Annotated in this window: 18 protein-coding genes, 1 tRNA gene and 1 riboswitch; of the genes, 5 read left to right on the forward strand and 14 right to left on the reverse strand. The window is 50.9% G+C overall.

Annotation, left to right across the window (positions count from 1 at the left end; all coding sequences use genetic code 11):
* Window positions 1–20: 20 nt before the first annotated feature.
* On the reverse strand, window positions 21–476 hold the full coding sequence (locus L0Y31_RS00185; protein WP_234735044.1) for a septal ring lytic transglycosylase RlpA family protein: 456 nt from the start codon (window positions 474–476) through the stop codon (window positions 21–23).
* Between the two features lie 269 nt (window positions 477–745).
* On the opposite strand from L0Y31_RS00185, the gene L0Y31_RS00190 reads away from it, so the two are divergent.
* Together L0Y31_RS00190 and ychF are read left to right on the forward strand one after the other, a co-directional pair.
* Window positions 746–1,069, forward strand: coding sequence for a DUF3276 family protein (locus tag L0Y31_RS00190; protein ID WP_234735045.1), 324 nt, complete (start codon window positions 746–748; stop codon window positions 1,067–1,069).
* A gap of 214 nt (window positions 1,070–1,283) precedes the next feature.
* Window positions 1,284–2,387: a redox-regulated ATPase YchF gene (ychF, locus tag L0Y31_RS00195; RefSeq protein ID WP_234735046.1), complete on the forward strand. Its 1,104-nt coding sequence runs from the start codon at window positions 1,284–1,286 to the stop codon at window positions 2,385–2,387.
* A 106-nt stretch (window positions 2,388–2,493) separates the two neighbouring features.
* Here ychF and L0Y31_RS00200 read toward each other — a convergent pair whose 3' ends face one another.
* Window positions 2,494–3,807 (reverse strand): type IX secretion system plug protein, encoded by a 1,314-nt coding sequence (locus L0Y31_RS00200; RefSeq protein WP_234735047.1) that lies wholly within the window; start codon window positions 3,805–3,807, stop codon window positions 2,494–2,496.
* Window positions 3,808–3,906: 99 nt separating this feature from the next.
* Here L0Y31_RS00200 and L0Y31_RS00205 point away from each other — a divergent pair, with 99 nt between their 5' ends.
* Window positions 3,907–4,818, forward strand: coding sequence for a bestrophin family protein (locus L0Y31_RS00205; RefSeq protein WP_234735048.1), 912 nt, complete (start codon window positions 3,907–3,909; stop codon window positions 4,816–4,818).
* A 45-nt stretch (window positions 4,819–4,863) separates the two neighbouring features.
* Here the strand turns inward: L0Y31_RS00205 and L0Y31_RS00210 are convergent, their stop codons facing one another.
* Window positions 4,864–6,801 carry an ABC-F family ATP-binding cassette domain-containing protein gene (locus L0Y31_RS00210; RefSeq protein ID WP_234735049.1) on the reverse strand — a complete coding sequence of 646 codons (1,938 nt, stop codon included), beginning with the start codon at window positions 6,799–6,801 and terminating at the stop codon, window positions 4,864–4,866.
* A gap of 126 nt (window positions 6,802–6,927) precedes the next feature.
* Here L0Y31_RS00210 and L0Y31_RS00215 point away from each other — a divergent pair.
* Together L0Y31_RS00215 and L0Y31_RS00220 are read left to right on the forward strand one after the other, a co-directional pair.
* Window positions 6,928–7,000, forward strand: a tRNA-Thr gene (locus L0Y31_RS00215).
* A gap of 130 nt (window positions 7,001–7,130) precedes the next feature.
* Window positions 7,131–7,709: a nitroreductase family protein gene (locus L0Y31_RS00220; RefSeq protein ID WP_234735050.1), complete on the forward strand. Its 579-nt coding sequence runs from the start codon at window positions 7,131–7,133 to the stop codon at window positions 7,707–7,709.
* Here L0Y31_RS00220 and cobC read toward each other — a convergent pair whose 3' ends face one another.
* From cobC to L0Y31_RS00275, 11 genes are all read right to left on the reverse strand, one after another.
* Window positions 7,710–8,237, reverse strand: coding sequence for an alpha-ribazole phosphatase (gene cobC, locus L0Y31_RS00225; RefSeq protein WP_234735051.1), 528 nt, complete (start codon window positions 8,235–8,237; stop codon window positions 7,710–7,712). It abuts the gene before it with no gap.
* Window positions 8,222–9,007, reverse strand: a complete 786-nt coding sequence (locus tag L0Y31_RS00230; RefSeq protein WP_234735052.1) for an adenosylcobinamide-GDP ribazoletransferase — start codon at window positions 9,005–9,007, stop codon at window positions 8,222–8,224. The genes cobC and L0Y31_RS00230 overlap by 16 nt, the downstream gene beginning before the upstream one ends.
* Window position 9,008: 1 nt before the next feature.
* Window positions 9,009–10,037, reverse strand: coding sequence for a nicotinate-nucleotide--dimethylbenzimidazole phosphoribosyltransferase (gene cobT, locus L0Y31_RS00235; protein ID WP_234735053.1), 1,029 nt, complete (start codon window positions 10,035–10,037; stop codon window positions 9,009–9,011).
* Between the two features lie 9 nt (window positions 10,038–10,046).
* Entirely contained in the window at window positions 10,047–10,553 is a 507-nt protein-coding gene (locus L0Y31_RS00240; protein WP_234735054.1) for a bifunctional adenosylcobinamide kinase/adenosylcobinamide-phosphate guanylyltransferase, read from the reverse strand.
* On the reverse strand, window positions 10,550–11,128 hold the full coding sequence (locus L0Y31_RS00245) for a cob(I)yrinic acid a,c-diamide adenosyltransferase (protein WP_234735055.1): 579 nt from the start codon (window positions 11,126–11,128) through the stop codon (window positions 10,550–10,552). Before L0Y31_RS00245 ends, L0Y31_RS00240 begins: the two co-directional genes overlap by 4 nt.
* Window positions 11,125–12,168, reverse strand: coding sequence for an ABC transporter ATP-binding protein (locus L0Y31_RS00250; protein WP_234735056.1), 1,044 nt, complete (start codon window positions 12,166–12,168; stop codon window positions 11,125–11,127). The genes L0Y31_RS00245 and L0Y31_RS00250 overlap by 4 nt, the downstream gene beginning before the upstream one ends.
* Complete coding sequence (locus L0Y31_RS00255) at window positions 12,165–13,241, reverse strand: FecCD family ABC transporter permease (protein ID WP_234735057.1); 1,077 nt, start codon at window positions 13,239–13,241, stop codon at window positions 12,165–12,167. The genes L0Y31_RS00250 and L0Y31_RS00255 overlap by 4 nt, the downstream gene beginning before the upstream one ends.
* Window positions 13,241–14,482, reverse strand: a complete 1,242-nt coding sequence (locus L0Y31_RS00260; RefSeq protein WP_234735058.1) for an ABC transporter substrate-binding protein — start codon at window positions 14,480–14,482, stop codon at window positions 13,241–13,243. Before L0Y31_RS00260 ends, L0Y31_RS00255 begins: the two co-directional genes overlap by 1 nt.
* Window positions 14,483–14,511: 29 nt before the next feature.
* Window positions 14,512–14,715: riboswitch (cobalamin riboswitch) on the reverse strand.
* A 1-nt stretch (window position 14,716) separates the two neighbouring features.
* Window positions 14,717–15,271 (reverse strand): AAA family ATPase, encoded by a 555-nt coding sequence (locus tag L0Y31_RS00265; RefSeq protein WP_234735059.1) that lies wholly within the window; start codon window positions 15,269–15,271, stop codon window positions 14,717–14,719.
* Window positions 15,264–16,208: an adenosylcobinamide-phosphate synthase CbiB gene (cbiB, locus tag L0Y31_RS00270; RefSeq protein WP_234735060.1), complete on the reverse strand. Its 945-nt coding sequence runs from the start codon at window positions 16,206–16,208 to the stop codon at window positions 15,264–15,266. Before cbiB ends, L0Y31_RS00265 begins: the two co-directional genes overlap by 8 nt.
* Window positions 16,196–17,209: a pyridoxal phosphate-dependent aminotransferase gene (locus L0Y31_RS00275; protein WP_234735061.1), complete on the reverse strand. Its 1,014-nt coding sequence runs from the start codon at window positions 17,207–17,209 to the stop codon at window positions 16,196–16,198. The genes cbiB and L0Y31_RS00275 overlap by 13 nt, the downstream gene beginning before the upstream one ends.
* Between the last annotated feature and the right edge of the window lies 1 nt (window position 17,210).

Here is a 17,210-nt window from a genome sequence, read left to right on the forward strand (position 1 = left end):
GTTAAGAACGCATACTGCGTTTAATTGTTGCCAACAGGCTCTGCTGTTTGCAACATCAATTGAGAACTAGCCAAATAGAGAGAGTCTTGCTGCGCGGAGTCTGCCTTGGCAAAACGGTCGGCTCCGACAACACGGATGGCTACATTTGCAACACCGCGCTGGATCATTCCCAGGGTTTTAGCGGCTGAATATCCCAAGTCAATAATCCGGCCTTTCGTATGCGGGCCGCGATCATTAATACGTACAACGACAGACTTGTGATTATCTAGATTGGTTACTTCTACCATGGTATTATGCGGTAGAGAGCGGTGAGCAGCGGTTAAGTCGGTAGGTTTGATGCGCTCACCATAGGCGGTTTTACGGCCATTGAACTTCTTGGAGTAGAAAGAGGCCTTGCCTCGCTGTATGAGACCCTTGTGGATCTCCGTCGGTTGGATGCTGTTGAAAAGCAACATCAGGGACATGATTAAACTCATACAGGGCTGGTTTGGTTGAACAATAAAAAAGAGGTGAACGTTAGACACTTACGCCACCTCCGCATAGGAAAAACACAATTCCCTTATTGCAAATATAACAGGATAAAGTTCAGGAACAAGAGTATACGCCCCTTTTCTCCTACTGATCTTGTTCAGTTTTTCCATTCAACGGTCTTAAATATGATTGAAAGATATTTTTCCCGCTTCCTTTTGCTTGTTATACTAATCCCGCTATTTTAGCGTTTGAAACACTCTAAACCATCAGGATTGTGGAAGAAAAAGAGAAAGAAAAAATCTTTTCCAAGCGCGTTCGTGCTGGAAAAAGAACCTACTTCTTTGACGTTAAATCCACCCGGGCAAGCGACTATTACCTAACGATTACCGAAAGCCGCCGCCACCCGCAGGGTGATGGCTTTGTGTATGAGAAACACAAAATGTTTTTGTACAAAGAAGATTTCGATAAGTTCGCAGATGCTCTTCAGGAGACAATTCAATACATCAAAGCTGATCTGATGCCTGAATTTGACTTCGCCCAATTTACGGTGAAAGACGAGCTAGAAGATATAGGTGGCAGTGAACTTAAGTGGGATTAAGTCAATAACCTTCTCTCTTTTGTCCGCCTCTGATCAACATCAGAGGCTTTTTTGTTTTTCGTCCCTGAATGTCCGAACTTTGCGGAACAATTCTGAATGAGCCGATGCGTATAGTTAGTAGGGTTGAAGTCAGGCATGATTCCATCAATCAGCGGCTTAGCAACCCGGCCAAAATCGCTCATTCGCTCATTCCCTTATTCAAATTTAACCATTCATGAGTCTGCAATGTGGAATCGTAGGGTTGCCAAACGTCGGTAAATCCACTTTATTTAATGCCATCTCGAGCGGGAAAGCCGAAGCGGCCAACTACCCGTTCTGTACCATAGATCCCAACGTCGGGGTGGTCACCGTTCCAGACGAGCGGCTGGATACCCTCGAAACCCTGGTCAAGCCCCAAAAGGTTGTTCCAACCATCATTGAGTTTGTCGACATTGCCGGTCTGGTGAAGGGAGCCAGCCAGGGCCAGGGCCTGGGGAACAAGTTTTTAGCCAATATCCGGGAAGTTGACGCCGTGGTGCACGTCATCCGGTGTTTCGAAGACGAAAACATTGTTCACGTTGAAGGCCGCGTGAACCCGATTTTCGACAAAGATATCATCGATACCGAACTGCAACTGAAAGATCTTGAATCGGTTGACAAAAAACTGCAACGGATCGAGAAAGCTGTCCGGTCGAGCGGCGACGCCAAGGCGAAAGCCGAACTAGACGTGCTGCTGAAATACAAAACGGCTTTGGAAGCGGGGCAAAACGCCCGTAGCGTGGAGGCTTCGCCTGAAGATCGCCAGGCAGCTGTTGGTGAACTGCACCTGCTCACCATTAAGCCGGTTATTTACGTAGCGAACGTCGACGAAAATTCCCTGCCCAACGGAAATCAGTTCTCCGACCAGTTAAAAGAGACCGCCAAAGCCGAAGGCGCTGAGGTGATTGTCGTTTGCGCGGCGATTGAATCCCAGATTGCCGAAATGGAAGATCCCGAAGAACGCCAGATGTTCCTGGGCGAATATGGTTTGGACGAATCAGGTCTGGATAAACTCATCAAAGCGTCTTACCGCCTCCTCAACCTGATCACGTATTTTACGGCGGGTGTGAAGGAAGTTCGCGCCTGGACCATCCAGCGGGGTTGGAAAGCCCCGCAGGCAGCCGGCGTGATTCACACGGACTTTGAACGCGGGTTCATCCGGGCGGAAGTTATCAAGTTGCCGGATTATATCCAGTACAAAACCGAAGCGGCCATTAAGGAAGCCGGTAAAATGGGCGTTGAAGGCAAAGAATACGTGGTGGCGGATGGCGATATCATGCATTTCCGGTTCAACGTATAAACTACAGTACGATACTTTTACTTTTGAAGCAAAGGCGGGTTAATCACCCGCCTTTGCTTTTTTATACCAGTACCCACTCTCAACGGGACTTTTTCGCTCCCCTACCTTACTTCCGCTTGTTGATGCCAACTTTCTGATACCCTACCAACTGATCGGCCCGCGCGGCTGGCGGACGGTGGTAGACAAAAATTTCGTAGTCGTTCTCCGTAGCGGAATAATTTCCTTCGATCAGCGCTTCGTTTCCTTCGATGGTCATGCCGGAGCGGGTTACGGGTGGAGCCAGTCCTTTGACGGAATAATCGTAATTATAAACGCCCTGCTTGAGGGGAATTTCCGCTTTGTAGGCACGTTCCTGCGGCGAATACGTCATTTTGTTGAGCGCATCGAGCTGCCAGAAGTTAAAGGCCCCATTGACATAGATCTCGGCGTTCGCAATTTCGTCTACTTTAAGGGTAAAAACGGTTGAAATATAATCGGCCTGAGTCGCTCCAATTCGGCTTTCCAACTGGTCAATAACGTACTGCCCGTTGAAATCGTCGGTGAGGACATACGCGCCCACGCTACGCACCGCGTCAGGCAATACATAAGCAATCGTGCGCTCGTCCCGACGTTCGATGCGGCCGATGTAGTTGGCCTGGGAAATAACGGTTCGGGTATCAAAAAAGCGGTATTCATTCCCCCCCGGAAACGTATTCTTCAAATCGAAAAGGCGGTATTCCAGCAAATTATCAAACGCCCGGACATTGGTTGGCCGCAAGCCCGTCACAACACGGTCGTCGCGGTAATTTTGCCGGATCACAATTTTCAGGTCATCCTGCGGCGAAATCAATGGATAGCCCCGGTAACTGATGTTAAAATCAATTTGCTGGTCCGTAAACCGCTCTTGCACACCCGACGAAAACTGAATGTTTGGCGCTACTTGCACACGAGTAGCGTACGTACTAAACCGGCGCGTCAGGATAATATCGTTCGGATTTCGCTCATTATAAACCACCAGCACGTAATTGCCCGGCAATTTCAGCTTCGGAACCGGGAAGCGATAGTGGTAATACGGCACCTTCGTCCCGCTGGAAAGCTGATAATCCTGAATCGGATAATCGTTGTATTCAAACGTAAATTCGATGTCATTCAGCACCGAGCGCTGCCAATCCCAGTTGCAGTGAATAACTTTAGCGCGATAAGGCCGGTAGTCGGCAGTCAGATCATCGAACGAAAGCAGCAGTGGGACTTCTTCGGCGGTGTTGATAACGGGCGGATTCAGCGAAAGCGCCGGATCAGAAGGATTGTTGCCAATTACTGGAACAAGTAAAACAGTTTTGATTTTTGGATTGTATACTTTGTCAACCGTTGCAATGTTCTGCGCGTATAAAGACTGTACGCACAGCCAGATTGCGGGTAACAGGCAGGCAAATTTTCTCATTCGTAGTCTATTTCGTAAAAATCGGGCCGTACAAATAGAACGAAATATACCAGAAGATTGTGTAAAAAGCCGTAAAATTGGCCACCGATAAGCTACCTTATGATACCGCATGATACCAAGGAGTGGTTACTCCACATCTTCAATTTACGCCGATCAGATACATTACGTACCCTGATGCCTGTTATACTTGCCCTGAGTGTTTACGCGGCTTTTATTGTCTACTTAATTGATGATTTCTTTCATCTCCCGGACAATTCGCCGTTAAAAAACGTTTCGCTCGTTCATACACTGCTGGGTTTTGTGATTTCGATGTTGCTGGTATTCAGGACTAATACGGCTTACGACCGCTGGTGGGAAGGCCGTAAATTATGGGGATCACTGGTTAATAACAGCCGAAATCTAGCGCTGAAAGTCAATCAGTTGCTTGGCCCAGAGCACGCTGAATCCCGGGAGTTCTTCGCCGCTATGATTCCAAATTTCGCCTTTGCGTTAAAAAACCACCTGCGCGGCGACTTTCACGAAAAAGAATTTACCGAGACACGGTTATTCAAACTAAATCAGCTCCATCGCAAAGAACACATACCTGGTCAGATTGCGTCGGCTATTTTTGGTCGGGTAAGTGAGCTGCAACGCCAGGGTATTCTGCTGCCCGAACACATGCTGGTTCTCAACGTAGAGTTACAGGGATTTATGGACATCTGCGGCGCCTGCGAACGGATTCACAACACCCCTATTCCCTTCTCTTACAGCTCGTTTATTAAGAAGTTTATCTTTATTTACTGCATCACCATTCCGCTGGGTTACGCCTATGTGATGGAGTATTTCGCCGTTGGCTTGTGCGTCTTTGTCTTTTATGTGCTAGCGAGTTTGGAAGTCATTGCGGAAGAAATTGAAGATCCTTTCGGTACGGATGCGAATGATTTACCGGCTGAAAATATTTGTAACAACATCCACAAAAGCGTTAACCTATTATTAACTAGCCAACCGCCGGTTGACAAAACCTCGATTTAATCCAATAGGCTATAAAAAAACCGGTGTCTCCACCGGTTTTTTTTATTAAGCAAGTCTTTTTTCCCATTCTTCGGCTTCCATCATGGCCTCTTCCCATTCTTCCTGAAGCTTGTTCAGTTGGGTTGAAATCCGTTCGTAGTCAGCCGTTTTGGTTTGCAATTTTTTCGTATCCGCAATTACATCTGTCCGCGAAAGTTCGGCCTCGAGTTGCTTCTTTTGCCGTTCCAAGTCGGAAATGCGTTTTTCAACGTCTTCGGCCTGTTGCGTCGCTTTTTTCAGGGCGCGCTGCCATTCCTTCCGCTCGTCGTCAGTAACAGGCGCTTTAGGCTTTTCAACCTCTTTTTTCTTGCCATTAACCGGCGCCGATGTGCTCAAGTCGCCCGATTGTCGGCGTTCTTCCATCCACCACTCATACTCATCGTATGTGCCCGGATATTCTTTGATCTGCTCGTCTTCGATGTACCAAATTTTATTGGCAATCTGCGAAACAAAATAACGGTCGTGGGAAACAACCACGTACGTACCCTCATACTGGTCCAGCGCCTGAATCAGGATGTTTACCGACTGCATGTCCAAGTGGTTGGTCGGCTCATCAAGCAGCAAAAAATTAGCCTGCGAGAGAAGTACTTTGGCTAGAGCAACCCGCGATTTTTCACCCCCGGACAAGACTTTAATTTTCTTGAATGCATCATCGCCCGAAAAGAGAAAACAGCCCAGAACCGTGCGTAACTCTGCCTCCGACTTAGTGGGGTTAGCCGATTTCAGTTCCTCCAGCATGTTGTCGTTCACATTCAGTGATTCTAACTGGTGCTGCGCGTAGAAGCTAAACGAAACATTATGCCCTAGCCGCCGCTCGCCCTGAATGTTCTCCGTTCCGGCAATAATCCGTAATAAGGTGGACTTTCCGCGTCCGTTGGCACCAATCAGCGCAATTTTGTCGCCTCGTTCCAGCCGCGCCGTGGTGTGCGTCAGAATTTTCTTTTCGCCGTAGGCTTTGGTTACATCCTCCAGGTGCAGAATGTGCCGACCGGGCTGCGTCGAGAAGTTAAAGCGGAAGTTAACCCGCGCGTTTTCTTCCAGCACCGGATCGATTACATCCATTTTTTCGAGCATTTTCACCCGGCTTTGGGCCTGCTTGGCTTTGGTTGCCTTGGCCTTGAATCGCTCAATAAAGCGCTCCGCCTGCCGGATTTTAGCCTGCTGATTCTCGTAGGCACCCTGCTGAATTTCGTTGCGCAAGGACTTTTCTTCGACGTAGAACGAATAATTTCCGGCGTAATAATTCAGCTTAGCTCCAGAAACCTCAACCGTTGTATCAATGACATTGTCCAGAAACTCGCGGTCGTGCGATACCACAATCACGGCTCCTTCGTAGGTCTGAATGTATTTTTCTACCCATTGGATTGAGGGTAAGTCCAAGTGGTTGGTCGGCTCATCAAGCATCAGCAGCGATGGCTTCTGCAACAGCAGTTTTGCCAGCATCACGCGCATCCGCCATCCCCCGGAAAACTTTTGCAGTGGTTTGTGCAGGTCTTCGGTGGGGAAGCCCAACCCTTCCAGAATTTCCTCGGCTTTCGACTGAATGCTGTATCCATCCAAGGCCTCAAATTCTTCCTGCACACGTCCCAGCTTGTCAACCAGTTCGTCCCGATAGTTCACTTCCATTTCGTGCAGCAACTCGTCTATCTTTTTTTGCAGTACATTTTGTCGCTCGAATGCCTGCATCGCCACCGACAGAATGGAATCATCTGTTTGGTAAGACAGCAAATCCTGGTTCAAAAAGCCAATCGAGACATCACCCGCTTTGGAAATGGTACCCCCATCCAGCTGATACTCCCCTACAATTAACCGCAACAGCGTTGATTTTCCGGTTCCGTTTAAGCCAATCAAGCCAATTTTCTGACCGGGTTTGATATGCAAAGAAGCATTCTCGTACAGGGGACGGCTGCCGAGATAATAAGACAAGTTTGTAATGGAAATCATGGTGCAAAATTACCAAAAATGCGTTAGATGCTTGCATTATAAATTTTTAATCCAGTAGTTTGCACCCACATTTTTGCCAACGGTGCTGGTTTTATCTAGTATCATCTGCAAATACTAACATTAGAAGCCTCCTTAGCTCAGCTGGTAGAGCGACGCATTCGTAATGCGTAGGTCGCAGGTTCGAATCCCGTAGGAGGCTCGTTTTCAAAAAAGGGTTGATCAATCGCTTCGATTGGTTAACCCTTTTTTCTTGTCCTTATTGCTGTAAAAATTCGCTTCCCAAAATCGCCAATCGTATTTTCGTGGCTCAAAACTTTTGCACCATAGCTATGGACAACGCAGTAGAAACGATTAACCAACTCATCCGCACTCGGCGAAGCATCTTCCCTCCTGACTATATTGAAAAGGAAATTCCCCGCGAAGTAATCGAGCAGATTATCGAAAACGCCAATTACGCGCCGACACACCGCCTGACGCAACCCTGGCGCTTCACGATTTTTCGCGGCGATGGATTAAATAAGCTAGCCGATTATTTGGGCGAACAGTATCGCTCGCAAACCACGCCCGAAACCTTTAGCGAAGCCAAATACGAAGGAGCGCGCAGCAAAGTCCTGAAGTCGTCCTGCGTGCTGGCCATCAACATGGAATTGCATCCTGAGAAAGTGCCGGAGTGGGAAGAAGTAGCGGCGGTTTCCTGTGCCGTTCAGAATATGTGGCTGACCACTACGGCTTTGGGTATTGGGGCTTACTGGAGCACACCCGGCAATCTGGAAAAGCTGGGCGCGTTTTTAGGCCTGGAACCAAACCAGAAATGCCTTGGACTTTTTTACATGGGCTACCACCAGGCCAAAGAAAAGCCAGCGGTTCGCAAACCCATTGAGGAGAAAATCAACTGGATTGAAGCTTGATCATTCACGGGGATGAAGTAAAAAAACATCCCCGTACCCCACTTGAATGTCAAAGGCTGAGCGGAGCGGCAGTTTTCGGTCGGCGGCGAGCAGCAACCGAATAACGCCCCCGTGCGTGACAATTGCCAGCTTTTCAGCGCTGGTCTGGGTTATGTCCTGCCAGAACGCCATCACCCGCGCCTGCATTTGCAGCATATTTTCGCCGTTGGGCGTAGACACATTCACAAAATCATCCATCCACGCCTGGCTTTCCCGCGGGTCGATGGTGTCCCAGGTCTGGCCTTCCCAGTCGCCGAAGTGAAACTCATAAAGCCGATCATCAATTTGGTAGTCAGTGGATAACAAGGCAGCCAACTGCGTACACCGTCGCGATGGACTGGAATAAACTACGTCCAGATTTTTCGGTAATTTTTGCTGTATGATTCCGGCTTCTTCATCAAAACTAGCGCGCAATTCCACCTCCGTCCGACCGTAGATAAATCCGGGAGTAACCAACGGAGCCGTGTGCCGGATCAGGTAAATTTCCATAGAACACCCATCAAAAAATAAAACCCGACTTCAGTCAGTTGTTGCGTCGCACCCAGACAATCGCCCGTATAACCGCCAATCCATTTGGTGAAATAGCGCCCCAAATACACTTTCAGCCCGTATAAAGGCAGCACAACGAGAAGTAAAAGCGGTTTTTCGAGACTATACGCCAGACCCAGCAACGGAACCAGCGCAAAACCAGCCGCGATGCACAGCGTCCGAACGGTTCCACCCTGCGTTGCAGCCCTGGCCTTGCTGTCGGCGGTTGTTCGGGCATAGGGGTGCGTAAATAAAAAGGTTGCCGCGATAAAACGGCTCAGCGAATGGGCCGTTATCAGCAACAAAGTGAACCCCATAGGCTCAAAAAAACGGGACAGGTGATGCAGCAGCGTAAACTTCAAACCCAGTAGCAAAATAAGCCCGACCACGCCGTACGCCCCAATTCGGCTGTCTTTCATGATTTCCAGAATTTTTTCCTTCGTCCAGCCACCACCGAATCCGTCGCATACGTCAGCAAACCCATCTTCGTGGAAAGCACCGGTTATCCCAATCGACGCAACCATTGCCAAAATCAGCCCTGTAGCGTTGTCGATCAGGTAGGAACCCGCCAGCCAGACCAGACCCGCCGCCAACGCGACCAGCCAACCGATCAGGGGAAAGTAGCGCGTTGCCTGATTCAGGGCAGTCTCGCTAAAACCCACCCAGGCCGGTACAGGCAAGCGCGTGTAGAATTGCAGGGCCGTGAAGAATAACCGGATTTCGTGCTTCATATTAGCTTTGGCGACTCACCTGCGCGCTGTCAAACGAGGCCATTTCATTTAGAAACGCCACGGCACTTTGCAGCAACGGATATGCCACGGCGCAACCCGTTCCTTCGCCCAGCCGCATATTAAGCTGAAGCAGGGGCTCTACGCTTAGAGCTGATAGTAAACGAGCGTGTCCTTTCTCGTCCGACTGGTGACAAAAAACGGCAAACTCCATCACCGAAGCATCGAGCTGACCAGCACACAGAAAGGCCACCGAAGCAATAAACCCATCGACCAGTAAAATCATCCGCTGTTGGGCGGCGGCCAGAAAAGCGCCGCACATCATCGCGATTTCAAAACCGCCGAAGGTCTGCAAGACCGTCAACGGGTCTGCGCTTGCCGAGGCATGAAAAGCCAGCGCCTGTTCCAGCACCTCCACTTTATGCGCAAATTGCGCTTCGTCAAGTCCCGTGCCCCGACCCACGCACTCCGCCACCGGAATACCCAGCAGCTGACTCATCAGCGCCGACGCAGACGAGGTGTTACCAATGCCCATTTCCCCGAAACCAATGACGTTGCAACCGGTTTTGGCGATTTCCTGCACAATTTCCGCTCCTTTTTGCAGACAGGTCTGGCATTCCTCGGGGGTCATGGCGGGCTCTCTCAAAAAGCTTCTCGTGCCGTGGTTGATCTTCGCGTTGATCAGGTTTTCGGAAGGAGCAAAATCATGATCTACTCCGGCATCGACCAGTTGCAGCGCCATTCCGTGCTGCCGGGTAAACACATTAATAGCGGCGCCGCCCTGCAAAAAATTCAGCACCATCTGGTGGGTCACCTCCGTCGGATAGGCACTGACGCCGTCGCGGGCAATTCCGTGGCTAGCGGCAAAAACAACTAGGTGCGGCTGTATGAGCTTCGGACTCAACGTTTGCTGGATCAGGCCCACTTGCAACGCCAATTTTTCCAACTTCCCCAGGGCGCCCAGCGGTTTGGTTTTGTTGTTGATCTTGTCCTGAAGTTGCCGCCGAAGCGTCTCTGGAATAGCAATTGACATAGAATACGCTTATTTTTTTAATACCAAAGGAAGCCCGGAAACCATCAGAATGGCTTCGTCGGCCAGAGCGGCCACGTATTGGTTGGCCCAGCCTTGCAAATCCGCAAATTTTCGTCCGATGGCCGTGTCGGCGTGAATGCCCATGCCTATTTCGTTCGAAATTATGATGAACGTAGCCTCGACCCGACAAAGCAAATCGATTTCCGCTTTGAAGGCCGCCAGCGTCTGCTCGACATCGCTTTCGCCGGCCATAAACAGGTTGGTAAGCCAGAGTGTCACGCAGTCAATCACAACCACGCGGTTTTCCAGCGGCAACCGGCCCAGATCGCGCTCAGCTTCGTAGGTCGTCCATTCCGGCCCCCGCTCTTGCTGGTGGCGCTGCACCCGCTGGGCAAAATCGTCGTCCCAGATTTTAGCCGTTGCCACATAAACCGGTTCCTCGCTCAGTTGCAAAGCCCGTTCCTGCGCAAATCGACTTTTTCCGCTCCGGACGCCACCGCTAACGTAAATAATCATTCTGCTGTTTTAAAGCGCTTATACAGAAACAATTGCCATTTTTCTTCGGCAACCCCCGCCTTGTCCATTTCAGCGCGGGCCAGCGTGAAAAACAGGTCGGATAAGCGGTTGATATAAGCCGGAATAGCTTCGTCTACTTCGTCGGTTTTACGCAGCGATACCAACCGGCGCTCACCCCGCCGCATCTGCGTTCGGGCAACGTGGCACAAAGCCGAAATCTCGTTTCCGCCTGGCAGCAGAAAATAATCCGACGGCGACGACATGGCCGCTTCGAGTGCATCGATCCAGGTTTCGCAAAACTCGGCCCCATCAACGGGCATCGGGTTTTTGTTCTCTTTCTTGGCCGTCGATGGTCGGGCCAGATGCGACATCATGTCCATCAGGTCTTTCTGAATTTTGTGCAGATTGGGTTGCCATTCGTGCTCCGGTCCCAGCTTCACCCGCAGTAGCCCAATGGTCGAATTGGCTTCGTCCAGGGTGCCGATGCATTCCACGCGCACATCGTCTTTATCGACCCGGCTACCACCAAACAGTCCCGTCGTGCCTTTATCGCCTTTTTTTGTGTATATCTTCATAATGCCTCTAGATTCGTCGATTGAGATTTTTCGTTTTGCAGGGTATTCAATAAGGCCTGTATGGACGTGTGTTCTGTTTTTTTTCCAGCGTGCGTGCTGATCCAGACCGGTTCTCCCCGCCGGATGACCGCTTCGATGGTCCAGCTTGCCTCCGCCGTTGGGCTCAGGCCGAAGCCTTCGCGCTGCAAGGCTCGGCGCGTCCAGAACACCAGGCTGCTTTCGCCCGTAAGCCAGATATTGGAGCCTGTATAAGCCCGTTGCATGGTGAAGGTACCCGTTGCGCGGTCGAAGTAAAAGCCGTCACTGGCAAAAGCGGTTTCAAATGCTCCGTTCAGTACTAAATCTTCCGGTACACCCGCCGTCAATTGACCCTTTGCCGAAAGCAGCCAAAGCTGGTCGGCGGCCTGCAAAGCCAAGTCCAGTTCGTGGGTGGAAAGCAGTATAGCTTTGGCCGTTTGCCGCGCCAATCGATGCAACAGCCGCATCATTTCCACGCGGTTCGGTAAATCGAGGTGAGCGGTTGGTTCGTCGAGTAAAATCAGGTCAGTATCTTGCGCTAAGGCTCGGGCCAGCATTACTTTTTGCCGTTCGCCATCACTCAATTGCTGCAAGCGGCGGTGCTGGTAGATGAGCGTATCAGTGGCTTCCATCGCCTCCTGCACCTTGTCTTTGTCCTGTTTCGTAAGCGTGCCAAGCCAGCCCGTGTGTGGGGTCCGACCCAGCGCGACCAACTCGTGTACCAATAAATTTCCCGCTTCGATTCGTTCGGTTAAAACCAAACTCAATTTTCGGGCTAACTCGTTTGTGTTTAGCGAAACGAGAGGTTGCTCTTCAAGGAATATTTCGCCCGATAAAGGGGGTTGAATACAGGCTAGCGTTCGCATCAAGGTCGATTTTCCTGATCCGTTTGAACCGAGCAGACATACCAACTGGCCCCTTTTTAACGCTAGATTTAGCCCTTCGGCAACCAGGCGGGGTTCTTTTCCGGTATAGCCAATGCTGAGGTTACGGGTTGTTAGGAGCGTCATCGATGGGTTCATGAAAAAGACGACCGTAAATTATTTCGACTCACAATAATCCAGATCACCACGGGCGCACCCAGCATCGACGTTACAATATTGATGGGCAAAACGGCCTGTGTCCCCGGCAGTTGCGCAATGCTGTCGCAAACCAGCATCAAAATCGTCCCAACCAGACAGGTCGTTGGAATCAGCACACGATGATCCGACGTATTCAGCAGCGATCGCGTAATGTGTGGCACCGCAATGCCTACAAAACCGATGGGTCCGCAGAAGGCCGTAATGCTGCCTGTTAATAAGCTGGTACTAGCGAGAATCAACAAGCGCGTCCGACCGACGGTCAGGCCCATACTCCGGGCGTAGTTTTCACCCAACAGCAAGACATTTAGGGCTTTAGACGAGGAAAAAGCCAATACTAACCCGACTAATACAACGCCGCTTAATACAGACAAATGATACCCAATGACCCCACCCAGCGACCCAAATGTCCACATCAAATATTCCTGAAGCTGTTCGGGCTGGCTAAAATATTGCCAGATGCTGACAACCGACAGTGTAATGGTGCCCACCATGACGCCCACAATCAGCAAAACGACGTTATCCCGCAAGCGGCCCGCAATGAGCAAAACCAGCAGCAGAACCAGCGCCGACCCCAGCGATGCCATGACGACCAGCAACCAGCTTCCCGAAACGCCTAACTGCCGGATGGCGTACAAGCTCGCGCTGCTCCCGCTTCCCAGCATCACCGCCGCCACACCCAGCCCCGCCCCCGCCGTAATGCCTAGCTCTGACGGTCCAGCCAACGGGTTCCGAAAAAGGGTTTGCATCTGTAAACCACTGACCGACAACCCACAACCAACCAACACCGCCGTAATGGCCTTGGGAAGCCGGATTTTTTGAACGATATAAAGCCAGGCAACTTGCTCCGATTCCTGACCAAACAGGATGCGGGTTACTTCGCCCAGCGGGATGGAAACGGAGCCCAGGGCAATATCCAGCAGAAAAAAGAAGACCGCCAGCACAACCAGCACCCCAATCATCAATCGACGCCGGAGCCACCAAGAATGCTGTATTTCGGTCGCCGAGTTGTCCATTATAGTATTTGCTTGTAATACACCAACTCGTGTTTGGGCAGGAGATCGGGATGTAAAATTTTGATCATATCGGCCAGCACTAGTTGGGGATTCACCGCTCCTGACTCCCAGAAATCGTTGGAGCCCCGTGCGTTGACCCGCTTGCTGTATCCGTAAACCTGACCCGTTTTGAAGGCTTTGAAATCTGCATAACGAGCATCTTTGGCCAGAATATCCTGCTTGGAATTAATGTTGGTGATGCCCACGTTCAGCCAGCAATCGGCGGTTAGGGCGATGGGGTAAACAGCCTCGAAATTCAGGGGCAAACTACCCGTTGTTTTCGTTCCGCTCCAGGGATAGGTTGCCCCGGCATCCAGAAAAAAGCGGGTCATGTAACTGTCGCCATCAGGCACAAACCACGCATCTTTTGAATTCATACCGCTAATAATGGTCGGTTTTCGGGCTATATTTCGGGTTAGTTTGACCAGTCGGTTGTACTCTTTTTCAAGGGCACCAAACTTTTGATTAACTGCTTTTTCCTGATTCAGCAGCGCGGCCATCAGCTTCACCCACTCGGCCCGACCCAACGGCGTTGTTTCCACCCACTCGGAGTTGATCAGCACCGGCACCCCCGCGTCCGTCAGCGTGCGGTAGCGGTCCATGCGGGAAACCGGGCTACCCACCGCCATCAGCAAATCGGGGTGCATGGTAATCAACCGCTCTTCGTCAATGGTTTGGTCCTTACCCACCTCAACCACTTTTTTGGCCTCAATCCGCTGAATCACCTTGGAAGACGATACGTATTTCAGATTACCCAACCCAACCAGAATATCCTCCGCCTCCAGAAAACCAACTAGTCCGACGTGCATGGACGACATGGCCACCAAGCTCCGCAGCGGAATTTCAATGATCTGGCTTTTGGCGTAACCGTCTGGATGCGGCGTTCCCCGTTGCACCAGCACGTAGCGAATTGTATCCGCTTTTTGCTCGAACGGGTTCATGATTTCGACCAGCTTGTAATTGTTGAAATACTTGATTCGGAAACCTTTCGCGTACCGAACCGCCGTTTTTTCCGCGAAGTAATCTTTAGAAGTGGCCGCCGTTTCCGATTGCTCCGTTAGCGTCGATGCAGAGCTGCAACTGAGTAGCAGCCCGCTAAGGCCAACCAGCCAGGTCCCGAAAAAAAAGCGAAATAAGGGCAAAGGGTGCCGGAAATAGACTTGCCGACCGCCTTGCCTAAAGGTAGTTTCTTTGGTTGTCATGGTTCTACGAGCTTTTCTTCCGAAAGCTGTGTCAGTATGGTATAAAGGCAGGTCTTCTGACTTCCCCAGTTACTGGCGACCTTCCCATTCTAACGGAACAGTGGTATCATAAGCCAGTAATTTTGTTCAGTAGGGTTACAGCAGCGGAGACTGTTCCGGACTTCCACCGGCATTCCCTTTTCAAGCAATCTGCGAAAGAAGTACAGACTGCTACCTTTACAGCCGTCAAAACTACTAAGAATTGTCTGTTTTAAAAAAGCGGTGCTGCTCTAGGGTGCTCAGAACAAACTCAACCCGACTGGTAATCGACGCTTTGGGAAGTTCAACTACGCTGTAACCGGCTTGTTGGTAACATTCTGTCAACGCCTGATACAAAGCAGTCGCTTCGGCAAATGTCTGCCAGCGCTCGCTGTCGTTCACATAGATGGCTTCCCAGGGCGGGGCCATAAAAACGGGGGAGCTATACCGATACTGTTCCAACGCCTGCCAATACGGTGCGGAAACGGGTCGCCCGCCAACGTGCAGATAAGCAATAATATCGGGAATGCCCCGGTCGAAAAACGTAACGTCCTGTTTTGCTTGCTCGTAGGCTTCCATCATTCGATCCAGCGCCAGACGGGCGAAACAGTCCAGATCGGTCCAGGGAACGCAGGCACTTCCGAGGGCCACCTGCTCCTGAATCAACTGGCGCGACACTTCCTCCGAACCAGCAAAACCGCTCTTTTTCAGGGCTTCCAGCAAAGTGCTTTTTCCCGAACCCGGTCCGCCGGAAATAACAAATCTATCCATTCCATAAACCAACATAAATAACGATGATTCCAACGACCATCAGCAAACAGCTTCGGTGGTTGATGGCGGCCACGCGCTCAATTTCCCGTGGTTCGATGATACGCTCCCGCTCCCCAATAAATGGCTTCTCGACCAGCACGCCGTGGTAGACGTTTGGCCCACCAAACCGACAATCCAGAATGCCAGCCAGGGCAGCTTCCGGGTAACCCGAATTGGGACTTTTATGCTGATTTCCATACCGAAAGACAAATCGGAAACCGCGCACACTACCCGTTACCAGCACCATCAGCAAGGCCGTCAGCCGCGCGGGAATTAAGTTAGCCACATCGTCCAGCCGAGCCGCAAACTTACCGAACTGTTCGTATTTTTCGTTCCGGTAGCCAATCATCGAGTCCAGCGTATTGATCATTTTGTAGAGCATCATGCCGGGAACACCCGCCAGCGCACAGAAAAAAAGCGGGGCAATGACGCCATCACTCAGGTTTTCGGACATCGTTTCCAGTACGGCAATCCGAATCTGCTGCGCACTCAACTGCGACGTATCGCGCCCGACAATGCGAGAAAGCTGCCGCCGCCCGGCTTCGAGTCCATCCTTTTCCAAAACGTCAAATACCCGCTCTCCTTCCGTGATCAGCCCTTTGTTGGCTAACCCGTACCAAACCCAGATGGTATTTATTGGAATGAGTAGCCCCGGATGAATGTGCCGCAACGCCATTTCCAGACCCGTAAAAAACAGAAATACGGCACCACAAAGACCAATTGTCAGGCACAATCCTTTCCAGAAGCGCCCGTTTCCTTTATTCAAAAAACGGGTTCCCTGCGCAATGGCGTTGCCAAAAACCCGGATCGGGTGCGGCCAATTTTCGGGGTCACCGAGCAGCAAGTCAAGGATGTATCCCAACACTAAAGGCAAGGCCAACAGCGCTAACTCTTCCATTCAGCTAAAGCATTGATTAACCGTTGGTTCGTCTCTGGGGCAAGCGTAGCCACGCGGAAATGTCCTTTTCCCAGCCCCCGGAAGTTGCTGGCATCCCGGATAAGCAGGCCATGCTGTTTAATTAAAAATTGCTTCAGGGCGGCGGCAGTGCCGGTGCGTGTTTCGGCCAGAAAAAAATGAGTCTCGCTGTTGTACACCCGAAAGGCCTTATTTTCCCGCAGATCGGCCACAAAGTCATCTTTGTCGGCAAGCAACTGCCTGACTGGCAACTGAATCGAATCGTATTGGTCAAAAATAAACTTTCCTGCTTCCAGCGCCATCGTGTTTACCGTCCAGGGTTGTTTCAGGGCTTTCAGGCGCTCTATGAGTTCGGGCGTGCCGACGAGGTAGCCCAAACGCAGTCCCGGTATGGCATAGGCTTTAGTCATCGAATGCATTACGACCAGATTATCGTACCAGGACAGTTCCGCAATCATGGTGGGCAGGCCAACAGTGAAGTCAATAAACGCCTCATCGACCACGAAAAGCGTCTTGGGATTCTGACTTATCCAAGCCGCCAGTTGCGCGAAGGTAGCGCCGGTGGGATTGTTGGGATTGCAGATAAAAACCAGATCGCTTATCAGGGGTGGTAGGTCCGCCAACGCATTCCAGGGCATAAATGTCAGCTCGTGATTGTGCATCCGGCAGGCGTCTTCGTATTCCGCAAAAGCGGGCACAACAATGGTCGTTTTTCGACCGGCAAACGCCTGAGCCAGCAGGTAAATACTTTCCGTCGTCCCGCTGTTGACCAGCACCTGTTCGGGCTTGATCCCGTGGTGACTGGCCACCTTTTGAACCAGACTTTCGGCTACCACTTCCGGGTACCGGTTAATGGTCGCCCACTGGCTGAACAGGTGCTCTTTCAGCCCTTTGGGTTCGCCGCCGTACCAGACGTTGGTACTGAAATCCGCGATTATGGTTGAAGAATGACGGTAACTATCGTCTCCGTGTCCGTGAAGCATC

It is taken from the genome of Tellurirhabdus bombi, from assembly GCF_021484805.1.
GTDB lineage: Bacteria > Bacteroidota > Bacteroidia > Cytophagales > Spirosomataceae > Tellurirhabdus > Tellurirhabdus bombi.